The organism is Acidovorax sp. JHL-3 (assembly GCF_000526295.1).
GTDB classification, from domain to species: domain Bacteria; phylum Pseudomonadota; class Gammaproteobacteria; order Burkholderiales; family Burkholderiaceae_C; genus Acidovorax; species Acidovorax defluvii.
In genome coordinates this window covers 1,401,541-1,426,922 of record NZ_JAFU01000001.1, presented here as the reverse complement: position 1 = coordinate 1,426,922, position 25,382 = coordinate 1,401,541, and the positions used below count along the sequence as shown (strand labels likewise).

25 protein-coding genes and 1 riboswitch are annotated in these 25,382 nt (G+C 63.9%); of the genes, 12 read left to right on the top strand and 13 right to left on the bottom strand.

Features of this window, described 5'->3' with window-relative positions:
* Positions 1-2: 2 nt before the first annotated feature.
* Positions 3-1,238, bottom strand: a complete 1,236-nt coding sequence (tyrS, locus tag K226_RS0106670; protein WP_024814068.1) for a tyrosine--tRNA ligase — start codon at positions 1,236-1,238, stop codon at positions 3-5.
* Between the two features lie 202 nt (positions 1,239-1,440).
* On the opposite strand from tyrS, the gene K226_RS0106665 reads away from it, so the two are divergent.
* Positions 1,441-2,799: a M23 family metallopeptidase gene (locus K226_RS0106665; RefSeq protein ID WP_024814067.1), complete on the top strand. Its 1,359-nt coding sequence runs from the start codon at positions 1,441-1,443 to the stop codon at positions 2,797-2,799.
* A gap of 48 nt (positions 2,800-2,847) precedes the next feature.
* The gene (locus K226_RS0106660; RefSeq protein ID WP_024814066.1) at positions 2,848-3,957 is read left to right on the top strand and encodes an anhydro-N-acetylmuramic acid kinase; all 1,110 of its coding nucleotides are present in this window, start codon (positions 2,848-2,850) and stop codon (positions 3,955-3,957) included.
* A 21-nt stretch (positions 3,958-3,978) separates the two neighbouring features.
* Here K226_RS0106660 and erpA read toward each other — a convergent pair whose 3' ends face one another.
* From erpA to K226_RS0106640, 4 genes are all read right to left on the bottom strand, one after another.
* Complete coding sequence (erpA, locus tag K226_RS0106655) at positions 3,979-4,344, bottom strand: iron-sulfur cluster insertion protein ErpA (RefSeq protein WP_024814065.1); 366 nt, start codon at positions 4,342-4,344, stop codon at positions 3,979-3,981.
* Between the two features lie 251 nt (positions 4,345-4,595).
* Positions 4,596-4,988: a 30S ribosomal protein S9 gene (gene rpsI / locus K226_RS0106650; protein ID WP_024814064.1), complete on the bottom strand. Its 393-nt coding sequence runs from the start codon at positions 4,986-4,988 to the stop codon at positions 4,596-4,598.
* Between the two features lie 11 nt (positions 4,989-4,999).
* Positions 5,000-5,431: a 50S ribosomal protein L13 gene (gene rplM, locus K226_RS0106645; protein WP_024814063.1), complete on the bottom strand. Its 432-nt coding sequence runs from the start codon at positions 5,429-5,431 to the stop codon at positions 5,000-5,002.
* Between the two features lie 179 nt (positions 5,432-5,610).
* Complete coding sequence (locus K226_RS0106640; protein ID WP_024814062.1) at positions 5,611-7,575, bottom strand: serine/threonine-protein kinase; 1,965 nt, start codon at positions 7,573-7,575, stop codon at positions 5,611-5,613.
* Between the two features lie 395 nt (positions 7,576-7,970).
* Here K226_RS0106640 and K226_RS0106635 point away from each other — a divergent pair, with 395 nt between their 5' ends.
* Complete coding sequence (locus K226_RS0106635) at positions 7,971-8,858, top strand: 23S rRNA (adenine(2030)-N(6))-methyltransferase RlmJ (protein WP_024814061.1); 888 nt, start codon at positions 7,971-7,973, stop codon at positions 8,856-8,858.
* An 81-nt stretch (positions 8,859-8,939) separates the two neighbouring features.
* Here K226_RS0106635 and K226_RS19430 read toward each other — a convergent pair whose 3' ends face one another.
* The 4 genes from K226_RS19430 to ahcY form a co-directional block, all read right to left on the bottom strand.
* The gene (locus tag K226_RS19430; RefSeq protein ID WP_024814060.1) at positions 8,940-9,605 is read right to left on the bottom strand and encodes a septal ring lytic transglycosylase RlpA family protein; all 666 of its coding nucleotides are present in this window, start codon (positions 9,603-9,605) and stop codon (positions 8,940-8,942) included.
* A 124-nt stretch (positions 9,606-9,729) separates the two neighbouring features.
* Positions 9,730-10,581 carry a methylenetetrahydrofolate reductase [NAD(P)H] gene (gene metF, locus K226_RS0106625; RefSeq protein ID WP_024814059.1) on the bottom strand — a complete coding sequence of 284 codons (852 nt, stop codon included), beginning with the start codon at positions 10,579-10,581 and terminating at the stop codon, positions 9,730-9,732.
* Positions 10,578-11,576: a TlyA family RNA methyltransferase gene (locus tag K226_RS0106620; RefSeq protein WP_024814058.1), complete on the bottom strand. Its 999-nt coding sequence runs from the start codon at positions 11,574-11,576 to the stop codon at positions 10,578-10,580. Before K226_RS0106620 ends, metF begins: the two co-directional genes overlap by 4 nt.
* Positions 11,577-11,854: 278 nt before the next feature.
* Positions 11,855-13,291 (bottom strand): adenosylhomocysteinase, encoded by a 1,437-nt coding sequence (gene ahcY, locus K226_RS0106615; protein WP_024814057.1) that lies wholly within the window; start codon positions 13,289-13,291, stop codon positions 11,855-11,857.
* A 68-nt stretch (positions 13,292-13,359) separates the two neighbouring features.
* A riboswitch (S-adenosyl-L-homocysteine riboswitch) is annotated at positions 13,360-13,440 on the bottom strand.
* Positions 13,441-13,595: 155 nt separating this feature from the next.
* Here ahcY and K226_RS0106610 point away from each other — a divergent pair.
* The 3 genes from K226_RS0106610 (at position 13,596) to K226_RS0106600 (ending at position 16,417) form a co-directional block, all read left to right on the top strand.
* Positions 13,596-15,224 carry a peptide chain release factor 3 gene (locus K226_RS0106610; RefSeq protein ID WP_024814056.1) on the top strand — a complete coding sequence of 543 codons (1,629 nt, stop codon included), beginning with the start codon at positions 13,596-13,598 and terminating at the stop codon, positions 15,222-15,224.
* An 11-nt stretch (positions 15,225-15,235) separates the two neighbouring features.
* Positions 15,236-16,078, top strand: coding sequence for an HAD-IIB family hydrolase (locus K226_RS0106605; RefSeq protein ID WP_155886503.1), 843 nt, complete (start codon positions 15,236-15,238; stop codon positions 16,076-16,078).
* Positions 16,079-16,141: 63 nt separating this feature from the next.
* Positions 16,142-16,417, top strand: coding sequence for a hypothetical protein (locus K226_RS0106600; RefSeq protein WP_155886502.1), 276 nt, complete (start codon positions 16,142-16,144; stop codon positions 16,415-16,417).
* 79 nt (positions 16,418-16,496) lie between these two features.
* Here the strand turns inward: K226_RS0106600 and K226_RS0106595 are convergent, their stop codons facing one another.
* The 4 genes from K226_RS0106595 to K226_RS0106580 form a co-directional block, all read right to left on the bottom strand.
* Positions 16,497-17,462, bottom strand: coding sequence for a tripartite tricarboxylate transporter substrate binding protein (locus K226_RS0106595; RefSeq protein WP_024814053.1), 966 nt, complete (start codon positions 17,460-17,462; stop codon positions 16,497-16,499).
* Between the two features lie 111 nt (positions 17,463-17,573).
* Positions 17,574-18,491 carry a polyphosphate kinase 2 gene (gene ppk2 / locus K226_RS0106590; RefSeq protein ID WP_024814052.1) on the bottom strand — a complete coding sequence of 306 codons (918 nt, stop codon included), beginning with the start codon at positions 18,489-18,491 and terminating at the stop codon, positions 17,574-17,576.
* Positions 18,492-18,611: 120 nt separating this feature from the next.
* The gene (locus tag K226_RS0106585) at positions 18,612-18,881 is read right to left on the bottom strand and encodes a cytochrome C oxidase subunit IV family protein (protein ID WP_024814051.1); all 270 of its coding nucleotides are present in this window, start codon (positions 18,879-18,881) and stop codon (positions 18,612-18,614) included.
* 11 nt (positions 18,882-18,892) lie between these two features.
* Positions 18,893-19,552, bottom strand: a complete 660-nt coding sequence (locus K226_RS0106580) for a cytochrome c oxidase subunit 3 family protein (RefSeq protein ID WP_081739331.1) — start codon at positions 19,550-19,552, stop codon at positions 18,893-18,895.
* A gap of 270 nt (positions 19,553-19,822) precedes the next feature.
* On the opposite strand from K226_RS0106580, the gene K226_RS18730 reads away from it, so the two are divergent.
* Genes K226_RS18730 through K226_RS0106555 form a run of 6 tightly spaced genes read left to right on the top strand, consistent with a single transcriptional unit; the run spans position 19,823 to position 25,363 of the window.
* Positions 19,823-20,185 (top strand): cytochrome c, encoded by a 363-nt coding sequence (locus K226_RS18730; protein WP_304412841.1) that lies wholly within the window; start codon positions 19,823-19,825, stop codon positions 20,183-20,185.
* Positions 20,186-20,226: 41 nt separating this feature from the next.
* Complete coding sequence (locus K226_RS0106570; RefSeq protein ID WP_024814049.1) at positions 20,227-21,660, top strand: cbb3-type cytochrome c oxidase subunit I; 1,434 nt, start codon at positions 20,227-20,229, stop codon at positions 21,658-21,660.
* A gap of 2 nt (positions 21,661-21,662) precedes the next feature.
* Complete coding sequence (locus tag K226_RS0106565) at positions 21,663-22,517, top strand: CbbQ/NirQ/NorQ/GpvN family protein (RefSeq protein ID WP_024814048.1); 855 nt, start codon at positions 21,663-21,665, stop codon at positions 22,515-22,517.
* On the top strand, positions 22,507-23,364 hold the full coding sequence (locus K226_RS18725) for a 4Fe-4S binding protein (protein WP_238324201.1): 858 nt from the start codon (positions 22,507-22,509) through the stop codon (positions 23,362-23,364). Before K226_RS0106565 ends, K226_RS18725 begins: the two co-directional genes overlap by 11 nt.
* Positions 23,355-23,534 (top strand): hypothetical protein, encoded by a 180-nt coding sequence (locus tag K226_RS20195; RefSeq protein ID WP_238324200.1) that lies wholly within the window; start codon positions 23,355-23,357, stop codon positions 23,532-23,534. The genes K226_RS18725 and K226_RS20195 overlap by 10 nt, the downstream gene beginning before the upstream one ends.
* Positions 23,534-25,363 carry a nitric oxide reductase activation protein NorD gene (locus tag K226_RS0106555; RefSeq protein WP_024814047.1) on the top strand — a complete coding sequence of 610 codons (1,830 nt, stop codon included), beginning with the start codon at positions 23,534-23,536 and terminating at the stop codon, positions 25,361-25,363. The genes K226_RS20195 and K226_RS0106555 overlap by 1 nt, the downstream gene beginning before the upstream one ends.
* Positions 25,364-25,382 lie beyond the last annotated feature (19 nt).

Below are 25,382 nucleotides of genomic sequence, written 5' to 3'. Positions count from 1 at the left end.
GCTCAGGAGACCAGGTTCACGCGTGCAAACTTGCGCTTGCCCACCTGCACCACATAGGTGCCCGCGTCGAGTTTGAGGCCCCTGTCGCTGACCACGCCACCATCCACACGCACGCCGCCGCCGTCGATCAGGCGGTTGGCCTCGCTGGTAGACGGCGCCAGGTTGGCCTGCTTGAGCAAGGCACCAATGCCCAGCGGCGCACCCGTCAGGGCCACCTCGGGAATCTCGTCGGGCACGCCGCCCTTGCTGCGGTTGATGAAATCCTGCTCGGCCGCCTCGGCCGCAGCCGCGCTGTGAAAACGCGCGGTGATTTCCTTGGCCAGCGCCACCTTGGCATCCTTGGGGTTGCGGCCACCCGCGATCTCGGCCCTGAGCGCGGCGATCTCGGCCAGGCTCTTGAACGACAGCAGCGTGTACCAGTCCCACATCAGCGTGTCACTGATGGAGAGCACCTTGGCAAACATGGTGTTGGCGTCTTCGGTGATGCCGATGTAGTTGTTCTTGGACTTGGACATCTTGTCGATGCCGTCCAGGCCGACCAGCAGCGGCATGGTGAGCACGCACTGCGGCTCCTGGCCATATTCCTGCTGCAAATGGCGGCCCATGAGCAAATTGAACTTCTGGTCGGTGCCACCGAGTTCCAGATCGCTTTTCAGGGCCACCGAGTCGTACCCCTGCATCAGCGGGTAGAGAAACTCGTGCACCGCAATCGGATTGCCCGCCTTGAAACGGTCGTGAAAATCGTTGCGTTCCATCATGCGCGCCACCGTGAACCTGGCGGCCAGCTGGATCATGCCCGTGGCGCCCAGCGGCTCGCTCCACTCGCTGTTGTAACGAATCTCGGTGCGCGCCGGGTCCAGCACCATGCTGGCCTGGCGGTAGTAGGTCTCGGCGTTGAACTTGATCTGCTCAGGCGTGAGCGGCGGGCGCGTGCTGTTACGCCCCGACGGGTCGCCGATCAGGCTGGTGAAGTCCCCGATCAGGAAGATCACCTGATGGCCCAGATCTTGCAGCTGGCGCATCTTGTTCAGCACCACCGTGTGGCCGATGTGAATGTCTGGAGCCGTGGGGTCCAGCCCCAGCTTGATGCGCAGGGGTTGGCCGGTGGCTTCGGAGCGTGCCAGTTTCTTGATCCACTCGTCCTGCGGCAGCAACTCTTCCACGCCGCGCAACGAGATTTCGAGGGCCCGGCCTACACCATCGGATACCGGGTTTTTTGTAACAGAAGATTGATTCATAAGGGTTTTATGGGATGTCCAGACAGCATGCGCCGCTATACTTCAGCCCACACTTGCAGAGGCGGATTCTAGTGGTCTCGCCGTTTCGACACCTTGGTAACCCTGTCGAACGCCTGCAGCCTGACAGCTTGTACCCCCGGTTTTACCCCGCGTTGCAGCGGGACACATCACTAGGCGTACCTTCACCCTTGGGAACAGACCTTTGATCAACGGCTTCACCACCGCCAGCCTGGCTTTGCTAGACCAGCTGACTCACAGTGTCCAGAAACACCCCAAACGTATCACTACCGCCGTGGCGGCCCTGCTGCTGACTGGCGGCGGCGGCGCCTTTGCCGTGGCATCGTTGGCACCCGATGCTTCGGACCTGCCGGTACGCCAGATCAGCTACGCCGTGGAATCACTGGCGGAAAGCCCTGCGCTGGCCGCCCTGGAAGCGCCCGGTTTCTCGCTGTACCGCTCCGAGCAGACCCGCAGCAGCGACACCGCGGAATCGTTGCTGCAGCGCATGGGCGTGGCCGACCCTGCCGCCGCTGCCTTTCTGCGCAGCGATGCATCGGTTCGCCAGAACCTGCTGGGCCGTGCGGGCCGCTCGGTCTCAGCCGAAACCACTGACGACCACCGTCTGCTGCGCCTGACGGCCCGCTGGGCCCCGGACGACAGCGGCACTTTCCGCCGCCTGGTGGTGGAGCGCACTGGCGAAAAGTTCTCCTCGCGCATCGAAACCGCCCCCCTCACCACCGGCAGCCGCTTGGCGGGCGGGGTGATCCGCAGTTCGCTGTTTGCCGCCACCGACGCGTCCAGCATTCCCGATTCCGTGGCCGTTCAGATTGCAGAGCTGTTCTCGGGCAGCATCGACTTCCACCGCTCCCTGCGCAAGTCCGACCGTTTTTCGGTGGTCTATGAAACCTTGGAAGCCGACGGAGAACCCCTGCGCAGCGGCCGCGTGCTGAGCGCAGAATTCCACAACAACGGCAAGACCCATCAGGCAATGTGGTTCCAGGACCCCGGCACCAGCAAGGGAACCTACTACACCCTCGACGGCGAAAGCATGCGTCGCGCCTACCTCACATCGCCGGTGGAGTTCTCGCGCGTGAGCAGCAGCTTCAAGATGCGCTTTCACCCCATCCTGCAAAAATGGCGCGCCCATCTGGGCACCGACTATGCTGCCCCCACCGGAACCACCGTGCGCACGGTGGGTGACGGCGTCGTCGAATTTGCCGGGGTGCAGAACGGCTTTGGCAATGTGATCTTCGTGAAGCACCGCAACCAGCACCAGACCGTGTACGCACACCTGAGCCGCATGGATGTGAAAAAAGGCCAAACCGTCGAGCAGGGCCAGACCATCGGTGCCGTGGGCGCCACGGGCTGGGCCACGGGCCCACACCTGCATTTCGAGTTCCGCGTGAACGGGGAGCATCAGGACCCCCAGACCATCGCCCAGCAAAGCGAAGCCGCCGCCCCGGTGTCGGCTGCCGCACGGCCCGCCTTCGATCGCCTGGCCGCCAACATGCGCGTGCAACTGTCGGCTGCCGCGCTGGTGCTGCAGGCCAGCGCAGAATAAGCCGCTGCCGCACCTGGCACGCAGCGCTGGTGCGATAGGCCATCGGACATGCGCGGCTTGTACATTGGCCTCATGTCGGGCACATCGCTCGACGGGGTGGATGGTGTTCTGGCCGATTTTTCACACGAAACAATGGCCATCATTGGCCATGCATCAGCGCCTTTAGCTCCTGATTTACGAGCAGAAATGCTCGCACTCAACACCCCCGGACCCAATGAACTGCACCGCGCAGCCCTCGCGGGCAATGCGCTGGCCCGGTCTTATGCCGAAGTCGTGCGTACCTTGCTCCAATGCAGCGGTGTTTCTGCCAGCGCCGTGCAGGCCATTGGCGCCCATGGTCAAACCGTGCGCCATCGGCCCCAGGAGTTCGACGGCACGGGTTACACCCTGCAACTGAACAACCCGTCCTTGCTGGCCGAGCACACCGCCATTGCCGTGGTGGCCGACTTTCGCAGCCGCGATGTGGCCGCCGGCGGCCAGGGCGCACCGCTGGTGCCCGCTTTCCACCAAGGGGTGTTTGGCCGTGCGGGTGAGACGGTGCTGGTACTCAATATTGGCGGCATCTCCAACCTCAGCGTGCTGGGCGCCGACGGCACGGTGCAGGGCTTTGACTGTGGCCCCGGCAATGCGCTCATGGACTACTGGTGCCAGTTGCATACCGGCCAGGCGTATGACCGCGGCGGTGCCTGGGCCGCCCAGGGCCAGGTCCTTCCCAACCTGCTTGCCACACTGATGCAAGAGCCTTTTTTGCACCAGCCGCCACCCAAAAGCACCGGACGCGACCTTTTCAACCCGGCGTGGCTGGCAGCGGCGCTGGCCGGGTTTCCCATGGCACGGCCCGTTGACGTGCAGGCAACATTAACCGAATTGACCGCTAGCGCTTGTGCAGCAAGCGCTAGCAGCTATGGAAAAAATAGCAAAATACTGGCGGTGTGCGGTGGTGGCGCCTTGAACACGCACCTGATGCAGCGCCTTCAGGCGCTGTTGCCAGGTGTCTCGGTGGTGCCGACCGATGACCTGGGCCTGCCGGCAATGCAAGTGGAGGCTGCTGCCTTTGCCTGGTTGGCTCGCCAGACGCTGCTGGGCCAAACCGGCAACCTCCAAAGCGTCACGGGCGCAAAAGGCGCCCGTGTTCTAGGGGCCGTCTACCCGGCCTGAGGTATCTGCCCGCCCGAGTGGTCAGGCCGAGAAGCTGGAACCGCAGCCGCAAGTGCTGGCAGCGTTGGGGTTCTTGATCACAAATTGGGCGCCCTGCAGGTCTTCCTTGTAGTCAATTTCGGCGCCCAGCAAGTACTGGTAGCTCATGGCGTCGATCAACAGGGAGACACCGTTCTTGGTCATGGTGGTGTCGTCTTCGTTCGTGATTTCGTCGAAGGTGAAGCCATACTGGAAACCCGAGCATCCGCCACCCTGGACAAACACGCGCAGCTTCAGATCGGGGTTGCCTTCTTCGGCGATCAGGTCTGCCACCTTGGCCGCAGCACTGTCGGTGAACAGAATGGGGGTGGGCATTTCGGTCTGGATGTTTTCTGCAACTGCACTCATGGGGTACTCCAATTCAGGATTTCCCGTGAATGCTACTGCAATCCAGTCGGGAATTCAGGCGACCGGCTTTTGACGCCAGTTTCAGTGGGGGCATTGCGCCCAACAGCTCGCTGTGCGGCTTGCACACGCACACGCGCCAGACGGACGCACCAACAAAAAACCGCCCGTAGGCGGTTGTTTTGGCTGCCCACCACCGCAAGGATGATGGGCATGAAGCGCGGCCAAAGACAGCGCTTGCGCAGAGGCGAAACTTAACGTTTCGAGAACTGCTTGGCGCGGCGTGCAGAGTGCAGACCGACCTTTTTACGTTCCACTTCGCGGGCGTCACGCGTCACGAAGCCGGCTTGGCTCAGGACGGGCTTGAGCGTCGCGTCGTAGTCGATCAGGGCGCGGGTGATGCCGTGGCGGGCTGCACCAGCCTGGCCGGATTCACCACCACCGTGCACGTTGATCATCACGTCGAAGGTTTCGGCGTGGTTGGTCAGCATGAGCGGTTGCTTGGCAATCATGATCGAGGTTTCGCGGCCGAAGTAGGACTGGATGTCCTTGCCGTTCACCGTGATCTTGCCGGAGCCTTTTTTCAGAAACACGCGGGCGACGCTGGACTTGCGACGGCCGGTGCCATTGTTCCATTCACCAATCATCTCAAGGCTCCTTAGATTTCCAGCACTTTGGGCTGCTGGGCGGTGTGGGGATGCTCAGCACCACCGTACACCTTGAGTTTCTTGATCATCGCGTAGCCAAGGGGGCCCTTGGGCAGCATGCCCTTGACGGCCTTTTCCAGCGCGCGGCCGGGGTGCTTGGCTTGCATGTCGCGGAAGTTGGTGGCCGTGATACCGCCGGGATAACCCGAGTGGCGGTAATACACCTTGTCGAGGGACTTGGTGCCGGTGACCTTGATCTGGGCGGCGTTAATGATGACGATGAAGTCACCGGTATCGACGTGAGGCGTGTAAATGGCCTTGTGTTTGCCGCGCAAACGGAGAGCAACTTCGCTGGCTACTCGTCCGAGGACCTTGTCGGTCGCGTCAATCACAAACCACTCGTGCACGACCTCAGCGGGCTTGGCGCTGAAAGTAGTAGTCATGAGTTTCTCTTATGAAGAGGGTTTGGCGGGTCCTTTTCCACGGTCGGTGCTTCTCTTTCGGAAGCCTCTTAGGTGGGATAGAGTCTTCGCCGCGGGACCACATAAGCGCTGCGAAGCCTGCCATTATACGAAGCTGCGCGCTTTTTAGGCAAGGGCGCTCGCCAGAACGCTGCGCAGTGTCAGTTTTGCATCTGCCGACGCTGCTCGTCGGCCTCCTGCCGCCGGCGGACGTCCACGCAGACCGGGTGCCCCGTGAGGCCGGGTTTTTTGCATTCATTGAAGATACACAGCGGGCGGGCCAGAAAGCTGGCGTCAGCGCACGCCTCCTCGGGCCCCACACGCACGAGTGCCACCACGGGCTTGGGTGCCAAGGCCGGCGGGGGTGGCGGCACGGGCACATCCTGCACCACCACTGGCACGGGAGCCGAGGGCTCGGGCGTGTTGCGACGCTGGGCCAAGGCACGCGCGGTGGGGCGGGCCACAGGCGCTTCGGCGGTGGCCGCGCCGCCCAAGGCACCAGCCCCTGCAACCGCCTCCCTTTCGGCGCCGCCCGCCACGGGAACATCACCCAAGGGATTTGCCGACACAACCTGCTCCGACGCGGCAGTCCCGGCTGCGGCAGCGACCGGCACGACCTCTGGCACCTTGAGTTCCGTGATGATGTCGTCTGTGGGCCGCTGCGTAGACCGGCCCTGTGCCCACCACAGGGCCGCTGCCCCGACGATCAAGGCCAATGCAACACCCGTCAGCCACACCGGCGATGGCCGCCGCCGTGCCGTTGCACCGGCGGCAGCGCGCTCTGGCCCATGTTCTCTGTTCGCTCCGTTGCCCGAGGCCGGGCGCGTGCGCTTGGGCCCAGATTGCCCGGCTCGCGAGGCTTGTGCCGCCGGGGCATGGTCCGCTGCGTGGGCATCCTCGAAAACCGAGTCGCCAACATCGATGAACACCGTGTCGGCCATGTCAGCCGCCACCGTGTCCGGCCCCTCGGCAGCACCGTTGTGCTGCGTATCCGGCGCGATCGCGCCAGTCGCAGGCAGTTCGGGCCTGGCAGAGCGGTAGGTCAGGTCCTCCAGATCAGCCTTCTGCCTGGTAGCGGACTTCACGTCCACCGTAGGGGCAGGCACGCCGAGGCCCGGATGGTCCGCAGGCTCAACCCAGATATCTCCCAGATCAGCCCGAAAGTCAAAATGCCCCACCCCCTCGGGTGGCGAAGTCATTTCCATGGTCTGCAGGAACGCATCAATGCTCTGGGGGCGGTCTTCGGGGCGCAGGGCCAGGGCCTGGGCGATGGCGGCCACAAACGGCGCCGAATACTCCACCCCGAACTGGCGCTTGACCGTCTTGGCCACGCGCGAAAACGACACCATGCGGTCCCGGATGGAGCGCAAGGTGGCAGGCAGCGGCGTGTCGTTGCACAGACAGCCGTGCACCACGGCGGCCAGCGAATACAGATCGCTCCAGGGCCCCTGGCGCAATTCATCGTCGCTTTCAGCGTATTGCTCGATGGGGGCGTAGTTCACCTTGAGCACGGCCGTGTGCTTGTGCCCCTGGTCGTTGATGGCATGGCGCGCGGCACCCAGGTCCAGCAGCACCGGTGGCCCGTTGTCCTGCAGGAAGATGTTGTCCGGAGAGATGTCGCGGTGCAGCGTGTTGCCATCGTGCAGCACGCGCAGCGCACCCAGCACCGACCACAGCATCTTGCGCAGCCATGCCTCGGGCGGGGGCGTGCGCATCTGCGCGCGCGCCTGCTTGAACGTCATGCCGGTGTACAGCGGCATCACCATGTAAGCGGTGTTGTTAGCCTCCCAGAAGCGGAACACCTTCACCAGGGACGGGTGGTCAAACTGCGCCAGCAGGCGCGCCTCGCCCATGAACGACGTCAACCCGGCCTGGAACGTCTGCTGGTCGGACGACGACCGCACCCAAAGCGATTGCCCCTGCGCGCGGCCTGCAAGCGCCGAGGGCATGTATTCCTTGATGGCCACGGCACGGTGCAGCGAGTGGTCGAATGCCTTGTAGACCATGCCAAAACCACCCACGCCCAGCAATTGCAGGATTTCAAACTCGGCCAGGCGGGTGCCCGGTGGCAGCGCGTCCACATGGTTGACGCGGCTGGCAGAAGTTTGACTGGGGCTTTCGATCATCATGGGCAGGGTAAAGAGCAGGCTCGCGTCCGGGGCAGCAACGGGATGGGGGAGGAGACTGCACCTGTGCCGTCACGGCTGCCATCATGAAGCATGCACCAGCGCGACCTGAAACAAAAGGCATCCTGTCTGCGAAAAACATCACCCGCAGCCCGAACAGCGGCCCATTGTGCCGCGACTCAGCCGCGGCGCCCCCGCCCCGCTGGCTACGGCAACCGCTGCGCCACCCATGATATTTTACATAAAAACAGGCTCTAGCCCTTTACAGCAAAACGCTAACAGCTATGTTTTATATAGCATTGCAATCAAGCATCGCTGGCCCGCGCTGCCCGGCCACTTTGCGCCACGCCGCAGCGCACTACGGCAACCAGGGGCCGAGTCGTTACCATTGCGCCATGTTCAGTTATCGCCACGCCTTCCATGCGGGCAACCACGCCGATGTGCTCAAGCACACGGTGCTGATTGCCACTTTGCAACACCTCACCGACAAAGACGCGGCCCTCACGGTGCTCGACACCCATGCGGGCGCGGGCCTGTACCGGCTCGATGGCGACTATGCCAGCACCAGCGGTGAGGCGGGTGGCGGCATCTTGCGCATCACTGCAGCGGGCGTTGCAGCCCTCACGCCTGCGCTGCAGGCCTATGTGGACATGGTGAAAGCCTTCAACCAGGGTGCCACCACCAAGGTGTACCCGGGCTCGCCCTTCATCATCCAGCGGCTGCTGCGCGACCACGACAAGCTCAAGCTGTTTGAACTGCACCCGACCGATCTGCGCGCGCTGGCCGGAAACGTGGCGCAGCTGGAGGCCGGCCGGCAAGTGGCCGTGCTGCACGAAGACGGATTTGAAGGCATCAAGAAATTTTTGCCCCCACCGGCCCGCCGCGCTTTGGTGCTGTGCGATCCCAGCTATGAAATGAAGAGCGACTATGCCAAGGTACTGGACATGGCGGCCGACTCGCTCAAGCGCTTTGCCACCGGCACCTATGCCGTCTGGTACCCGATCATTCCGCGCCCGGAAGCACACGACCTGCCGCGCCGCCTGAAAACCATGGCCACCAAGGCAGGCAAAAGCTGGCTGCACGCCACGCTCACGGTCAAATCCAGCAAACTCACCGAGAACGCCGAGGGTGAAGTCAAGCGCCCAGGCCTGCCTGCCAGCGGCATGTTTTTGATCAATCCGCCCTTCACCCTGAAGGCCGCCTTGAAGACCGCCCTGCCCCAGATGGTGGAATTGCTGGCGCAAGACAAGCACGCGACCCACACGCTCGAATCGGGCAGCTAAGCGCCACGACCGCCGCTGCCCGCGGTGCGACGGGGCGGCGAACCGACAGGGCCTGAAAGCGGCTCCTGCCAGGTCAGCGCCCTACGGCGCCGACACCGACAGCGACCGCGGGCAATCGCCCTCGCCTTCCTCCAGCAGCCACAGTTCCACGGGCTTGATACCCAGCCCCTGCATGCCCAGTTCCTGGGCCGCGGCCTGGCTCAAATCAATCACGCGGTTCCCGGTAAACGGGCCACGGTCATTGATGCGCACCACCACAGCGCGGCCTGTAAGTTGGCTGCGCACACACACCCGGGTGCCAAACGGCAGCGTGCGGTGTGCAGCCGTGAGGGCCCGGCGGTTGAAGATTTCGCCACTGGCCGTGCGTCGGCCATGAAAGCGCGGGCCATACCAAGAGGCCAGGCCCTGCTGGTCGCTCTCGGGCACGGGCTCGGCCAGGGACTCTGGCAACTCTGCGCTGTCGGCCCCGCGCCCGCCTGCACTGTTGCGAACCGGTTCAGGCGGCTGTCTGGCCGTGGACGGTGGCTCGAGTGGCTGGCCAGCCGACGGCGCGCAAAACCGGGAGCTTGGCACACCACGCTGTTGCGCCAGCTCGCAGGCGTTGCGGGGCTCGATGGGCATCGCGGCAGCCGCTTCAGGCGCCGCCGTTTCCGCCACCGGCATGGGTGCGCAGGCCACCAGAGCGCAGGCAAGCGCCCCCAAACCCGTCAGGGTGCGCCAGCGCCGCATCCGGTCAGACATCTGCATCGATCACCTCTTTGCGAAAAAACGAACGTACCCACCGGGAGGTGACAGTTCCATCCACCCTCTCCAGCGACAATGCAAACCGGCCCCGGCCCAAGCCCCAAGACGCGCCGGGCCCCGCGCCCCATTACAAACCGAGGCGCCGGCAGATTTCCAGTGTGGTTGCACTTTGATTCATGGTGTAGAAGTGCAGGCTGGGCACACCGCGCTGGCGCAGTTGCTCGCACAGCGAGGTCACCACATCCAGCCCGAAAGCCCGGATCGACGCTGTATCGTCGCCAAACCCCTGCAGGCGCAGCCGGATCCAGCGCGGAATCTCGGCGCCGCAGGCGTCGGAAAACCGCATCAGCTGAGATGACCCCATGATGGGCATGATGCCGGGCACCACGGGTACATCCAGCCCCATGCGGCGCACGTCGTCTACAAAGCGCTCGTACGCGTCCGCATTGAAAAAATACTGCGTGATGGCCGAATCAGCCCCCGCGCGCACCTTGGCGGCAAAGGCCTGCAGGTCGGCGTCGGCCGACTTGGCCTGGGGATGCACCTCGGGGTAGGCAGCCACCTCGATGTGGAAATCGCGCCCGGTCTCGGCCCGGATGAAGGCGACCAGGTCGCTGGCATAGTGGAACTCGCCCCCCATGCCATAGCCGCTGGGCAGATCACCGCGCAGCGCCACCAGGCGGCGCACGCCCATGGCCTTGAGCGTGGCGAGCTCCTCGCGCACCGATTGCCGTGTGGCACCGATGCACGAGAAGTGCGAGGCCGCACTGACGCCTTCGGCCAGAATCTCACGCACCGTGCCGAAGGTGCCCTCCTGCGTCGAGCCCCCCGCGCCATAGGTGACCGAGCAAAACTCGGGCCGCTGCGCATACAGCTGCTGGCGCACGGCGCGCAGCTTCTCGGCGCCCTCGGGCGTCTTGGGCGGAAAAAATTCAAAACTGACCGGCAGGCCGGTGGATGGTGCGTTGGCTGCGGTCATGCGCCCCTCCTCGCAAAAACAAAAAACTCGTGGTTGCCGTCGCCGCCGCTGATGGGGCTGTCCAGCCAGGCCTGCACCACCAGGCCCTGTTCGGCACAGCAGTCGCGGATGCGTTGCTCTACCACCGCGTACAACGACGCATCGCGCACGATGCCGCCCTTGCCCACCTGGCCGGGCTGCAGCTCGAACTGCGGTTTGACCAGCATAAGCAGGCTGCCGCCCGGCGCCAGCAGCGGCACCAGCGCGGGCAACACCAGCGTGAGCGAGATGAACGAAAGATCGCCCGTCACCACATCAAACACCGGCGTGATGTCCACATTGGCACACTCGGCGCGGCGGCGGCGCTCAATGGGCAGCGTGCCCTGCTCGCGGGCCTTGGCACGGGCCGCACGCTCGGACTTGAAAGTCTCGATGTCCTTGTCCTTGGCATCGTTGCTGTCGTCGTATTCCTCGTCCACCTGCCCGCCATTGCGCATCCAGCTGTAGGGCGCCTCGGGCTGGGTCTCGTTGTCCTCTTCGGCCTCGATGACTTCGGACAGCGCCAGATCGCAGGCTTGCTGCAAGGCCGGCGCCGTCAGCGAGCGCGCATTCACACCCTCCACACAAACCACGCGCAGATCGCTGCGCAGCCGGTCGTGCAGCTGGCCGTGACCCACATCCACGCCGATCACCTGCGCCGCGCCGTGCTGCAGCAGGCAGTCGGTGAACCCGCCCGTGCTCTGCCCCACATCAAGGCAGCGCAGCCCCGTCACCGCCAGGCCGGTGGCCCGCAGCGCCCCTTCGAGCTTGAGCCCTCCGCGCGAGATGTATTTGGCCTCGGCATCGTCGAGCAGCCGCACCTCGGCCACGGACGGTATGTCGTCACCATTCTTGGCAACCTTCTGCCACGGGGCCAGCGGGGACAGGCGCCACTCCACGCCCGCAGCAATCAGCCGCTGCGCCTGCGAGCGCGTGGTCGCATGGCCAAAATCCACCAGAAAAACATCTGCACGCATGCGCCCATCCTTTTTGAATCAAAAGAGCCTCTGGCGCCCGTATATAAAGCGCAGTTAGCTATTATTTCAGGAGCAAATCAATCGCTCCTGCATTGCGCATGAAACGGCCATGCCCCAAAAGCCAGCGCCACCGCGAAGCCGGTTTTGCCGGGCAGCTTGTGGCGCCGCCCCCGGGGCTGAGGCCTGAGGCTCCAGGCCTGCCTGCGCAGGCCTGGTCAAAACCGAAGAGGCCGCGCCCGTGGCGCGTGCCACCGAGGCGCGCAGCACCTCAGGGAGAATCAATACCGGTAGGTATCGGGCTTGTAAGGGCCTTGCTTGGGCACGCCAATGTAGGCCGCCTGCTCGTCGCTCAGCTCGGTCAGCATGGCGCCCACCTTCTTCAGGTGCAGGCGCGCCACCTTCTCGTCCAGGTGCTTGGGCAGCACATAGACCTTGCCGTTTTCGTAGTAGTCGCTGTGGGTGAACAGCTCGATCTGGGCAATGGTCTGGTTGGCGAAGCTCGACGACATCACAAAGCTCGGGTGGCCCGTGCCGCAGCCCAGGTTCACCAGGCGGCCCTTGGCCAGCAGGATGATGCGCTTGCCATCGGCAAAGATCACATGGTCCACCTGGGGCTTGATCTCTTCCCACTGGCAGTGCTCTTCGAGCTTGGCGACCTGGATTTCGTTGTCGAAGTGACCAATGTTGCAGACGATGGCCTGGTCCTTCATGGCCTGCATGTGCTCGAACGTGATCACGTCGCGGTTACCGGTGGTGGTCACAAAGATGTCGGCCTTGTCAGCGGCGTATTCCATGGTCACAACCTTGTAGCCCTCCATCGCTGCCTGCAGTGCGTTGATGGGGTCGATCTCGGTCACCCACACCTGGGCGCTCAGGGCGCGCAGGGCCTGGGCACTGCCCTTGCCCACGTCACCATAGCCCGCCACCACGGCCACCTTGCCGGCGATCATCACGTCGGTGGCGCGCTTGATGCCGTCCACCAGCGACTCGCGGCAGCCATACAGGTTGTCGAACTTGCTCTTGGTCACCGAGTCGTTCACGTTGATCGCGCGGAACATCAGGCTGCCCTTGGCGGACATTTCCTTCAAGCGGTGCACGCCGGTGGTGGTTTCTTCGGTCACACCGATGATCTGGGCGCTCTTGCGGCTGTACCAGGTCGGGTCCACGGCCAGCTTGGCCTTGATGGAGGCGAACAGGCAGGTTTCTTCTTCGCTGGTGGGATTGGCGATGAGCGAGGCGTCCTTTTCGGCGCGCTTGCCCAGGTGCATCAGCAGCGTGGCATCGCCGCCGTCGTCCAGAATCAGGTTGGGGCCTTCGCCTTCGCTGCCGGCGGGGCCAAAGTCGAAAATGCGGTGCGTGTAATCCCAGTATTCGGCCAGGGTTTCGCCCTTGATCGCGAACACCGGCGTGCCCGCGGCGGCAATGGCGGCGGCGGCGTGGTCCTGCGTGGAGAAGATGTTGCACGATGCCCAGCGCACTTCGGCTCCCAGGGCCTGCAGCGTCTCGATCAGCACGGCCGTCTGGATGGTCATGTGCAGCGAGCCGGTAATGCGGGCGCCTTTCAGCGCCTGCTTGGCAGCGAACTCCTCGCGGATGGCCATCAGGCCGGGCATTTCGGTTTCGGCGATGCGAATTTCTTTGCGGCCCCATTCGGCCAGGCCGATGTCGGCAATGATGCAGTCGGTGTTGACGGGGGCGTTGACGCGTGCGTTCATGGTGTGCTCCAAAGCATGTTTGAAAAGCCACTTGACGCGGGGAGACAAAAAAAGCTCACCACACGATAAGTGGATGAGCGTCGTTGCTGGATGACTCCGAGCCTCACGCCCCGCCAGTAGCTGGGGGCGCTGCAACGCTCCTCGGATACCGGCGATTATAAAAGCAGTTGCGTGGGGCCCGCGCTTGGCCACACACATGCCCGGTAAAATCGCGGGTTCGGCCGCCCTGCCCCCGCTGTTCAGGTGCTGGCCCACCGTTTGCCCCAGCAGGGATTTGCCGCCCTGCCCACCTTCTGGAACCCCCGTGTCCTACGCCTCTGAAACCCGGCGCCGCCGTACCTTTGCCATCATTTCCCACCCCGACGCGGGCAAGACCACGCTGACCGAAAAGCTGCTGCTGTTCTCGGGCGCGATCCAGATCGCCGGCGCCGTCAAGGGCCGCAAGGCCAGCCGCCATGCCACCAGCGACTGGATGGAAATCGAAAAGCAGCGCGGCATCTCTGTGGCATCCAGCGTGATGCAGATGCTGTACCGCGACCATGTCATCAACCTGCTGGACACCCCCGGCCACAAGGACTTCAGCGAGGACACCTACCGCGTGCTCACCGCCGTGGATTCGGCCCTGATGGTGATCGACGCGGCCAACGGCGTGGAAGCGCAGACGCGCCGCCTGATCGAAGTGTGCCGCCAGCGCGACACGCCCATCATCACCTTCGTCAACAAGATGGACCGCGAGGTGCGCGACCCGCTGGACATCCTGGACGAAGTGGAGCGCGAACTGGGCATGCCCTGCTGCCCCATCACCTGGCCCGTGGGCCAGGGCAAGAGCTTTGGCGGCATCATCAATCTGCGCACGCAGACCATGACGGTGTTCACCCCCGGCAGTGACCGCGGCCCCAAAGACTTTGAAGTGGTGCCGCTGGCCGAGGCCGACCGGCTGCGCGCGCGCTTTGGCCAGTCGTTTGACGATGCGCTGGAGAGCATGGAACTGGCGGTGGGTGCCTCGGCGGCATGGAACCACGCAGACTTCCTGGCCGGCAAGCTCACACCCGTGTTCTTCGGCTCGGGCGTGAACAACTTCGGGGTCATGGAAGTGCTCGATGCCGTGGTCGACATGTCGCCCCCGCCCGGCCCGCGCACCAGCACCTTGCAGGTCAACAAGCAGGCCGTGGTCAAAACCATTCAGCCCGAAGACGAGGGCTTTGCCGGCGTGGTGTTCAAGGTGCAGGCCAATATGGACGCCAACCACCGCGACCGCATCGCCTTTGTGCGCGTGGCCTCGGGCAGATACACACCGGGCATGAAGCTCAAGGTGCAGCGCACTGGCAAAGAGCTGCGCCCCACCAGCGTGGTCACCTTCATGAGCCAGCGCCGCGAGGCGGTAGAAGAAGCCTACGCGGGCGACATCATCGGTTTCACCACGCACGGCGGCGTGCAGCTGGGCGACACCATCACCGACGGCGCCAACCTGCAGTTCACCGGCCTGCCCTTCTTCGCGCCCGAGCTGTTCATGACCGTCATTTTGAAGAACCCGCTGCGCACCAAGCAGCTGCAGCAGGGCCTGGCGCAGCTGGGCGAGGAAGGCGCGATTCAGGTTTTCCGGCCCGACGTGGGCGGCCCCATGCTGCTGGGCGCCGTGGGCCAGCTGCAGTTTGAAGTGGTGCAGCACCGCCTGAAGGCCGAATACGACGCCGACGTGCGCCTGGAAGGCTGCCAGTACACCGGCGCCCGCTGGATCACCGCCGACACCCCGGCCGACCTGCGCGCCTTCACCGACGCCTACCCCATGCGCCTGTCGCACGACGCGGCGAATGCGCTGGCCTACCTGTGCACCAGCCCCTATGACGTGCGGCTGGCGCAGGAACGATTTCCGAAAATCCACTTTCATCCGCTGCGTGAGCATGCGGGGTTGGCGCTGGACAGCAACCACTGACGGCGGCGGCCATGACTGCATTTTTGCGCCCCCTGACCGAGTGGCCGGCACCCGTGCCTGGCCAGTTGCTGGGCATCCTCACCGACATCGACGACACCCTGACCACCGACGGCGCCATCACCCCCGATGCGCTGCAGGCTTTGGGTGCGCTCAAGGCGAGTGGCCTGCATGTGATTCCCATCACCGGCCGGCCTGTGGGCTGGAGCGAGCCGTTTGCCGCCACCTGGCCCGTGGATGCCATCGTGGCGGAAAACGGGGCGGTGGCGCTGCAGCGCAGCGCAGACGTTTTTGATCAAAACAGCCCCTTGCCTAATCACAGCAAGCGTGAGCAGCTATCAAAAATATACCAACAGGACGCCGCCACACGCGCAGCCAACTACGCGAACATGCAGCAGGTTCTGGCGCAGATTGAGCGTGAGGTGCCCGGTGCGCGCCGCGCCACGGATTCGCCGGGCCGCGAAACCGACATCGCCATCGACCACAGCGAATTCACCCATCTGCCACAGGACGCCATTGACCACGCCGTGCGCATCATGCGCGACGCGGGCATGAACGCCACGGTGAGCAGCATCCACATCAACGGCTGGTTTGGGGCGCACAACAAGCTCGAAGGTGCCCGCTGGATCGTGCGCGAATTGTTCGGGCGCGACCTGGACGCCGAGATCGACCGCTGGGTGTATGTGGGCGACTCCACCAACGACCAGGTCATGTTCGAACATTTCCCGCACAGCGTGGGCGTGGCCAACATTGCGCGCTTTGTGCCGCAACTCACGCACCGGCCGCGTTTTGTAACGCAGGGCGAGCGTGGTGCGGGGTTTGCGGAGGTCGCGCGCGCGGTGCTGTCGACACGTTGATGCCATCCGGCATGGCCGGCGGTACCCCGGCACACCCAAGCTGCGCTAGAGTTAGGTATGGACTTGATCAACACACTCCGACACTGGCAGGCCATCGACCGGACAAGAGCGCGCCTGCCCAGTGAGAACCTCATGGTGGCGGGCCTTGGGCTGGCCCTGATCGCCGTATCCCTGCGCTCAGAGCGTCGCGGCACGGCCGCGCTACAGGCCGCCGCGGGCGGGGCACTGCTTGTACGGGCCGCACGAGGCAGCCGCTACCTGACCCGCGACCCCGACCCGCGCCTCAGCGGGGCGTGGGACGCCCACTTGGCGGATGCCCGCGAACTGGGCCTGGACTGATGGGGCGACTTCAGCCTTGAAGCCTTTGAGAGCCGTATCGCTTCACAGATAAGCAATACAGGCTACTCAAAATAAAGCATCACGGCGCCTTCGCCAGCCCCAGCTTCTCTACCAGCGCTTTCTCGCGTGCGAAAGTCTCTTGGGCAAACTTCTGGTAGGCCGCTGTGCTCATGTACATGGGCACCATGTCGTAGCGCGCCAGGGCCGTTCTGTAGCTCTCTTGCTCCATGGCCTGCTTGAAGGCGTCGTGCAGGCGCTTGACCACGGGCGCTGGCGTGCCCTTGGGCGCGCCAATGCCAAACGGCGAGTTCTGCACGATGTCCAGGCCCAGTTCCTTGAGCGTGGGCGCATCGGGGAACTTGGCCAGCCGCTCGGCGCCCCAGGTGTTGAGCACGCGCAGCTTGCCGGCCTCAACCTGCGGCGCAAAGCCCGTGGAGTCGGCAGCGGCCATGAGCTGGCCGCCCAGGGTGGCCTGCATGAGGTCGGCACTGCCCTTGTAGGGCACGTGCAGCAGCTCGATGCCAAGCTTTTGCGCGATCAGCTCGGTCGTCAGGTGCGGACTGGTCATGGTTCCGGTAGAGCCATAGCTCAGCTTGCCCGGATTGGCCTTGGCCCAGGCAACAAAGTGCGTCCAGGTCTTGAGCGGCGAATCGGCTGGCACCACGATGCCGAAGGCATAGCCCGTGACGTTGAGCACGTAGCTGATGTCCTTGACCGGATCCCAGTTGATCTTGGTGGTGTAGGGCAGGCGGAACACGCCCAGCGGAATCTGCGCCAGCGTGTAGCCGTCGGGCTGGGCTGTCTGCAGCGCCTGCGCGGGCAGCGTGCCACCGGCGCCGGGCTTGTTCTCGACGATCACGGGCTGGCCGAGGATCTTGCTGGCGTTGTCGGCCAGCACGCGCATGGAGATATCGGTGGGACCGCCTGCGGGGAAGGCAATCACGAGCTTGACCGGCTTGGCGGGAAAGCTCTGGGCGCTGGCGGTACCCAGAGAGACGGCGGTGAGTGCGGCTGCGCCCCACTGAATGATGTGTCGACGTTGCATGTGGCGATCCTGAAGGGACTAAAGGTTCCATTGAACCGCAAATGACGCACTGCAACACTCAGGAAAGCACCTAGCGGCTGTCGCCAAGGCGGCAGCCGCCGCGGGCGGCGCTTAGTACCGCTGGGGAACGTACATTTCAGGGGGCACCGGCTGGCGCAGGTATTCGGGGTTGCGCACCCGCTCCGGCAGCTCCACCGGGGGATGCGGCACCTCGTGGTACGGGAATTGATCGAGCAGGTGCGCAATGCAGTTCAGGCGCGCCTTTTTCTTGTCCACCGCCTGCACCACCCACCAGGGCGCCTCGGGGATGTGGGTGCGCTCGAGCATGGTCTCCTTGGCCTTGGTGTAGGCCTCCCAGCGCACGCGGCTTTCCAGGTCCATGGGGCTCAATTTCCACTGTTTCAACGGGTCGTGAATGCGGCCCAGAAAGCGCAGGTGCTGCTCGTCATCGGTGATGGAAAACCAGTATTTGACGAGCGTGATGCCCGAGCGCACCAGCATCTTCTCGAACTCGGGCACGGTGCGAAAGAACTCTTCGTACTCGTCGTCGGTGCAAAAGCCCATCACGCGCTCAACCCCCGCGCGGTTGTACCAGCTGCGATCAAACAGCACCATCTCGCCCGCAGCGGGCAGGTGCGCGGCGTAGCGCTGAAAGTACCACTGCGTGCGCTCGCGGTCATTGGGTGCAGGCAGCGCGGCCACACGCACCACGCGCGGGTTCAGGCGCTGGGTGATGCGCTTGATGACGCCGCCTTTGCCGGCGGCATCGCGCCCCTCAAACAAGATCACCACCTTCTTGCGCGTGTGCTGCACCCAGTCCTGGAGCTTGACCAGCTCACCCTGCAAGCGAAAAAGCTCTTTGAAATAGGCCTGCCGCTCCGCGCGGTCGGTGACGTGGCGGCCCTCCAGCTCGTCGAGGCTGCGGTCTTCCAGCTCCAGTTCGATTTCTTCGTCGTAGCTGTCCACCAGATCGCTCGCAATGCGCCGCATCAGGTCGTCATGGTTGGTCAGTGCACTGGGCAGCGTCATGGAATAAGGACTCCTGAAAAGAACAGGCCATACTGCCCATGCCCCATGTCATGTGCATGACATCCATAAGGCATCCTGGGCAGCACACAGGATGCCGGTCCACGGTGTCCGAGAAATCACCTACCGCAGGCTAACCCAGTAAGCCAGCAAGATCAACGCCAGCACCAGCGCCAGCCAGCCCACCACCAGCCAGCGCCACAGGGCTGGCGCATGCCGCAACTCCAGAAAGTCCAGACACACCAGCACCCCTTTCACGAACGCCAGCGCAAACATGGCCAGCACCGGCCCCATGGAGCCATGGCCGGACAGGCCCGCCTCGCCAATCCAGTACGTTGCAGCCGTGATGGCCAGCAATATCAGCCAGACACGGGTGTGTGAAATAGCAGGCATCTCTTCGCTCCTCAACGCATCACGTAAACCAGCGGGAACAGCACGATCCACAGCAGATCGACCATATGCCAGAACGCCGCGCCCGTCTCCAACGCGTGGCAATCATGGCTGCCATAGCACCCGCGCCGCGTTTTTACCCACAGATATCCAAGCGCCAGCATGCCCACCACCACATGCAGGAAGTGAAAACCGGTGAGGAAAAGGTAAAACATGTAGAAAGTGTTTGTCGAAAGGTCCACCCCGGACGCCATTTTCTGGGCGTATTCGCCCAGCTTGACCCCCACAAACCCCCCTCCGCAGGCCAAAGCCCCCAGTAACCAGCGCGCCCCCACCGTGGATGCATTGCGCCGCACTGCAGACACCGCGCAGGCCACGCACCAACTGCCGGAGATCAACAGCACGGTGTTGAGCGCGCCGGCAGTCAGGTTGAGCGTGGCCTGCGAGGCGTTGAACAGTTCCACCTCCCGCGTGCGGGCAAACGCAAATGACACAAAGAGGATGGCAAAGGTCAGCAACTCCAACAAAATGATCAGCCAGACCCCCAGGTCACCTGGGAGCCTGGGGGTGGCATCCTGAACATGCGGGGGAAAGCGTGTGTCGTCCACCAAACCCTCTACTGACTGCGATTCGTTGCTTGAAGACGACAAATAACTGGGTACGGGACCGTGCATAGGGAACATCCTGACTGATAATTCGCAGCCTTTTGCAACCAGGGGTTGCAGGCAAGCAACTCCAGGCTCATATTCTGTCGCCGCAAAGTGCCCAGAAGGCACAAGTTCAATGTAAGATTCATACCGAATGAATCTTATTGATTCTAATCAACCATTTGACCCGCTAAGTCATTACGATGCGGGCTCATCACTGCATGAGGTACACCATGAGTCAAGGCTTCACGAGCCAGATGGCGCGCAACATTTTCTACGGAGGCACGGTTTTTTTTCGTGCTTGTGTTTGCGAGCCTAATTTTTCACACCGAAACCAAAATTCCCGAGCGATCCAAAGCGGGCGAAATCACGGAGTCCGTAGTCCGTGGAAAGCATTTATGGGAGACGCGCAACTGCATCGGCTGCCATACACTGCTGGGCGAGGGTGCCTATTTCGCACCTGAGTTGGGCAACGTCTATGCGCGTCGTGGCCCTGATTTCATCAAGGGCTGGATCAAGGCCATGCCCACGCACACGCCGGGCCGCCGCCAGATGCCGCAGTTCAACTTCACCGAAGCACAGCTTGATGATCTGGTCGAGTTCCTGCGCTGGACCAATGGCATCGATGCCGAAAAGTGGCCACCCAATATCGAAGGGTAAGCATCTCAGTGCACTGAGACCTCACATCCAAGGATACAAAAATGCAACCCGCAACCCTTAAATACCAATCGCAGTCTGTCGCCAAGCTGTACTTCATCGCGGCGCTAGGACTGTTCACCGGCCAGATCATTTTCGGTCTGACGCTCGGCCTGCAATACGTGATCGGCGACCTGATGTTCCCGGCCATTCCCTTCAACATCGCCCGCATGGTTCACACCAACCTGCTGATCGTGTGGCTGTTGTTCGGATTCATGGGCGCCGCCTATTTCATGGTGCCCGAAGAGAGCGAAACCGAGCTTTACAGCCCGCTGCTCGCCAAGGTGCTGTTCTGGATCTTCCTGGCCGCCGGAGCCCTGACCATCCTCGGTTACCTGCTGGTGCCCTATGCCACGCTGGCCGAGATGACAGGTAACGACCTGTTGGCCACCATGGGGCGCGAGTTCCTGGAGCAACCCTTGCCTACCAAAGTCGGCATTGTGGTGGTGGCACTGGGCTTCCTCTTCAACATCAGCATGACCGTGCTGAAGGGTCGCAAGACCGCCATCACCCTGGTGCTGCTGCTCGGTCTGTGGGGCCTCGCGCTGCTGTTCCTGTTCAGCTTCGTCAACCCCAGCAACCTGGTGCGCGACAAGATGTACTGGTGGTTCGTGGTGCACCTGTGGGTGGAAGGCACGTGGGAGCTGATCATGGCGTCCCTGCTGGCCTTTGTGCTGATCAAGACGACCGGTGTGGACCGTGAAGTGATCGACAAGTGGATGTACATGATCGTCGCCTTCGCGCTGATCTCGGGCATTCTGGGCACTGGCCACCACTTCTACTTCATCGGCCTGCCAGGCTACTGGCACTGGGTGGGTGGCGTGTTCTCCGCACTGGAGCCCATTCCATTCTTCATGATGACGCTGTTTGCTTTCAACATGGTGCAGCGCCGCCGCCGTGAACACCCCAACCAGGCCGCTGTGCTCTGGGCTGTGGGCACCGCCGTCATCGCCTTCCTGGGTGCTGGCGTCTGGGGCTTCATCCACACGCTGAGCTGGGTCAACTTCTACACGCACGGCTCGCAAGTTACGGCAGCCCACGGCCACCTGGCTTTCTACGGCGCCTATGTGCTGGTAGTGCTGGCCATCATCAGCTACTCCATGCCCCTGATGCGCGGCCGTGAAGCCAACCCCATGCGCGCTCAACGCGTCGAAATGTGGAGCTTCTGGATCATGAGCATCGGTATGGCCGTGATGGTTCTGGCCCTCAGCGGCGCTGGTATCCTTCAAGTTTGGCTGCAGCGCATGCCGACCGACGGCACCGCGATGTCCTTCATGGCCACGCAAGACCAGCTGGTGTTCTTCTACTGGACACGTGTGGCTGGTGGTGTGATGTTCCTGATCGGCCTGCTGACCTATCTGTCGAGCTTCTTCATCGGTCCTGCAAAAGACGAGCAGGAAGTGGCTGCCATTCCCGGTAGCCGCATGCAGCGAGCCTGACCATGGAACACGCCCATACTGCGGTTTCGTCGGCCTCGGGTGCCAGCACCGGCCCGGGCGTGCGGCCCGCAGGTGGGGCGCCGTTCTATGCAGAACAGGGGGGCGAACGAGCGCTCTTTGAGCATTGCTTTGCCCAGCAGCTTCCGCTGCTGATCAAAGGCCCCACTGGCTGCGGCAAGACCCGTTTTGTCGAACACATGGCGGCGCGCCTGTCGCGCCCCCTGATTACCGTTTCCTGCCACGACGATCTCAGCGCTGCCGACCTGGTCGGTCGCCACCTGATTGGTCAAGGCAACACCGTCTGGACCGACGGGCCGCTCACGCGGGCCGTACGGGAAGGCGCCATTTTGTATCTCGACGAGGTGGTCGAAGCGCGCAAGGACACCACGGTGGTTCTGCACCCGCTTGCCGACGACCGGCGTCTCCTGCCGATTGAACGCACAGGCGAGCTGCTCAAAGCGCCGCCCGAGTTCATGCTCGTCATCTCCTATAACCCCGGCTACCAGAATCTGCTCAAGGGCCTCAAGCCGAGCACGCGCCAGCGCTTTACCGCACTGACGCTGGGTTACCCCGCCCCGGCCGTTGAACGCGCCATTCTGGAGCGCGAAGGCCATGCCTCCCCGGCTCTGGCAGCCCGTCTGGTGCAACTGGCACAGGCGCTGCGCCGCCTGACCGACCACGACCTGGAAGAAACCGCCAGCACCCGCCTTCTCGTAATGGCTGCACGCCTGGTGGCATCGGGTCTGCCCTTGCGCGACGCCTGCCGCGCTGCCATAGTGGACGCGTTGACCGACGACACCGAGACCATCCAGGCGCTCGATGAAGTTGTGCGCGCGATTGTGGGTGATGAAGACTGATTGTTCTGGCTGTGCCTCGGCTCCCGGCTGCTCCAGCGCAGCCACCGCGGCCAGCACATTAGGCGACAGCGCCCCGGTGGCGCTGCCCGCCACCGCACAACTGCAGCGCCGCCGTCGCTGGTTTCAAGCGGTCTTTTTTGCTGTATTTCTGCTCGCCCCCGCACTCAACCTGCTGCGCTTTGACCTCACCGAGGCACAGCTGTGGGTGCTTGGCTTTCGTTGGTCTCTGGGCATAGAGGCCTTCATGCGCGGCGAAGCCTCGGCAATGCAAACCGCGTGGTCCATTGTGTGGCGCGGCATTTTGCCGGTGTTGACCCTCGTCGTCGGTTTTCTCGCCGTGGCCTACCACTTTGGCCGGCTCTATTGCGGCTGGTTGTGCCCCCATTTTTCGCTGGTCGAAACCCTCAACGACCTGCTTCACCGCGCCACTGGCAAGCTCAGCGTGTGGGACAAATCGCCCACGCCACGTCCTGGCCGCTCGGCCGACAAGCGCTGGTGGCCCGTGTTCCTGGTGGCCTGCCTGGTTTTTGGCTTTGCCTGGGCCATCACGCTGCTGACCTACCTGCTCCCCCCCGCCATGATCTGGGGCAATCTGGTAAACGGCACCCTCACCCCCAACCAGACGCGCTTTCTGGTGGTGGGCACGCTGGTCTTCACGCTGGAGTTCACACTCGCGCGGCACCTGTTTTGCCGCTACGGCTGTGCCGTTGGCCTGTTCCAGAGCCTTGCCTGGATGGCCAACCCCAAGGGCATGGTGGTCTCGTTCACCCGCGAGCGGGCGCGCGAATGCAAAACCTGCGACGCCCCCGAGGCAGCGCCTGCGACAACGCCTGCCCCATGCGCCTGAACCCGCGCAACATCAAACGCATGATGTTTGCCTGCGTACAGTGCGGCCAGTGCCTGACCGCCTGTGACACCACCCAAACCGACCAGGGCCGCACACCCACGCTGGAGTGGAAGGTGGGTCTGGACGCTGTGCGCGAAACCATGCGTCAGCGCCGCGAGGAGCAGCGCTGATGGAAGAGTGGATTGGCCAGTGGTGGCACCGCGCCGTCACGCGCGTCGCAGAACCCGACCGCGCCCATGTGCAGGTCACCCTGGAGGAGATGCGCCGCAGCATCGCCTTGCTGTACCGCGCTGGCGGAGGCGACGCCGCTGTGCGCGTGGCGCCGGTGGCCGACAGCCGCCATGGCGGGCCCCGTGGCTGGCTTCAGCGCCTGGCCGGCAGTGGCATCCGCGTGCCCCTGCCGGTGCTCGACTGGGAAACGCTGGCCCTGCCCGCCCAAGTGGCAGTTTTTGACGAGCGCGAGCTCAACCACGAGTTGTACCTGTGGCTGGCAGCACTGGCTGCAGTGTTTGAACCCACGGGCGACTGGATCGCCGACAACCGCGCCGCCACGGCGCGGGCGTTGCAGCGTTTTGCAGGGATGCGCGGGCGCCACCAGCGCCTCACGCAGGCCCACCTTGCACAGCGCCCCAGCCTGACCAGCCTGCGCGCCGAGTCCATCCCCTGGGAGGCTGCGGTGCAAGCCGCACTGCGTGGCGATGACCACGGCCCTCTCTTCGTGGCGCCCGCCCAGGTGGCACCCGTGTGGCTGTGGCTGACAGCGGGTGTAGGCCAAGGCCCTTCAGGCGCTGCCGGGCAGAGCGGCGATGGCGCTGGCGAGCGCCCAGATGGCCCGCCTGGTGAGGAAAGCAAGCAACGCCGCCGTTCACGCCGCGTCGAGCACAAGGAGGTTCGCAACCCCTTGCTGGTGGCGTCAAAGACCGAGGCCTTGATGAGCTGGAGCGAGCTGATCCGCCTGGACCGCGGCACCGACGACGAGGTCGATCCCAACGCCACGGCGGCTGCCAACGATATGGACACCTTGTCGCTGGCGCGCGGCGACCAGACCACGGCCTCACGCATCAAGTTCGACCTTGATCTGCCCAGCGCCTCGGCCGACGATCTGCCGCTGGGCCCTGGCCGCAAAACCCCCGAATGGGACTGGCGCCGCAACGTGCTGCAACCCGATCACTGCTCGGTGCAGTGCTCGGTCGCCCGGCCAGGCACGCCCTACATTGCGCCCCAGGCGCTGCGCGCCACCGCACGGCGTGTGCGCCGCCGTCTGGAGGTGCTGCGCGCTGCGCCACGCTGGCAAAACGGCCAGACCACGGGCGACGAATTCGACATCGACGCCTGGGTCCGTTTTCAGACCGAATCCCAGGGGGGTGTGCAACATACCGACTCACCGCCGGTCTACATCCGGCGCCAGCGCGGCGAGCGCAGCCTGGCCACGCTCTTGCTGGCCGATTTGTCGCTCTCGACGGACGCCTACGCCACGTCCAATGCCCGCGTCATCGATGTGATCCGCGACGCGCTCTACGTGTTTGGCGAGGCCCTCTCGGCCACCGGCGACGCGTTTGAAGTGCTCGGCTTCAGCTCGGTACGGCGCCAGCATGTGCGCATCCAGCACATCAAGGGGTTTGGTGAACGCTGGAACGACACCGTACGCTCTCGCGTCGGTGCACTCAAACCGGGCTTCTATACCCGCATGGGTGCTGCGCTGCGCGATGCCACCCGCCGCCTGGGTGCGCGACCCGAGCGCCAGCGGCTGCTTTTGGTGCTGACCGACGGCAAGCCAAACGATCTGGACATTTACGAAGGTCGCTACGGCCTGGAAGACACCCGCCATGCCATTCAGGAGGCACGCGATGCGGGCCTGACACCGTTTTGCGTCACGATTGATCACGAAGCCCACGATTACCTGCCGATGCTGTTTGGCAGCCAGGGCTATGCGCTGGTGCGACGCCCGCAGGATCTGGTGCAGCGCCTGACACAGGCGTGGGCGACCCTGGCGCGCTGAGCGCCGCAACTCACCCGGC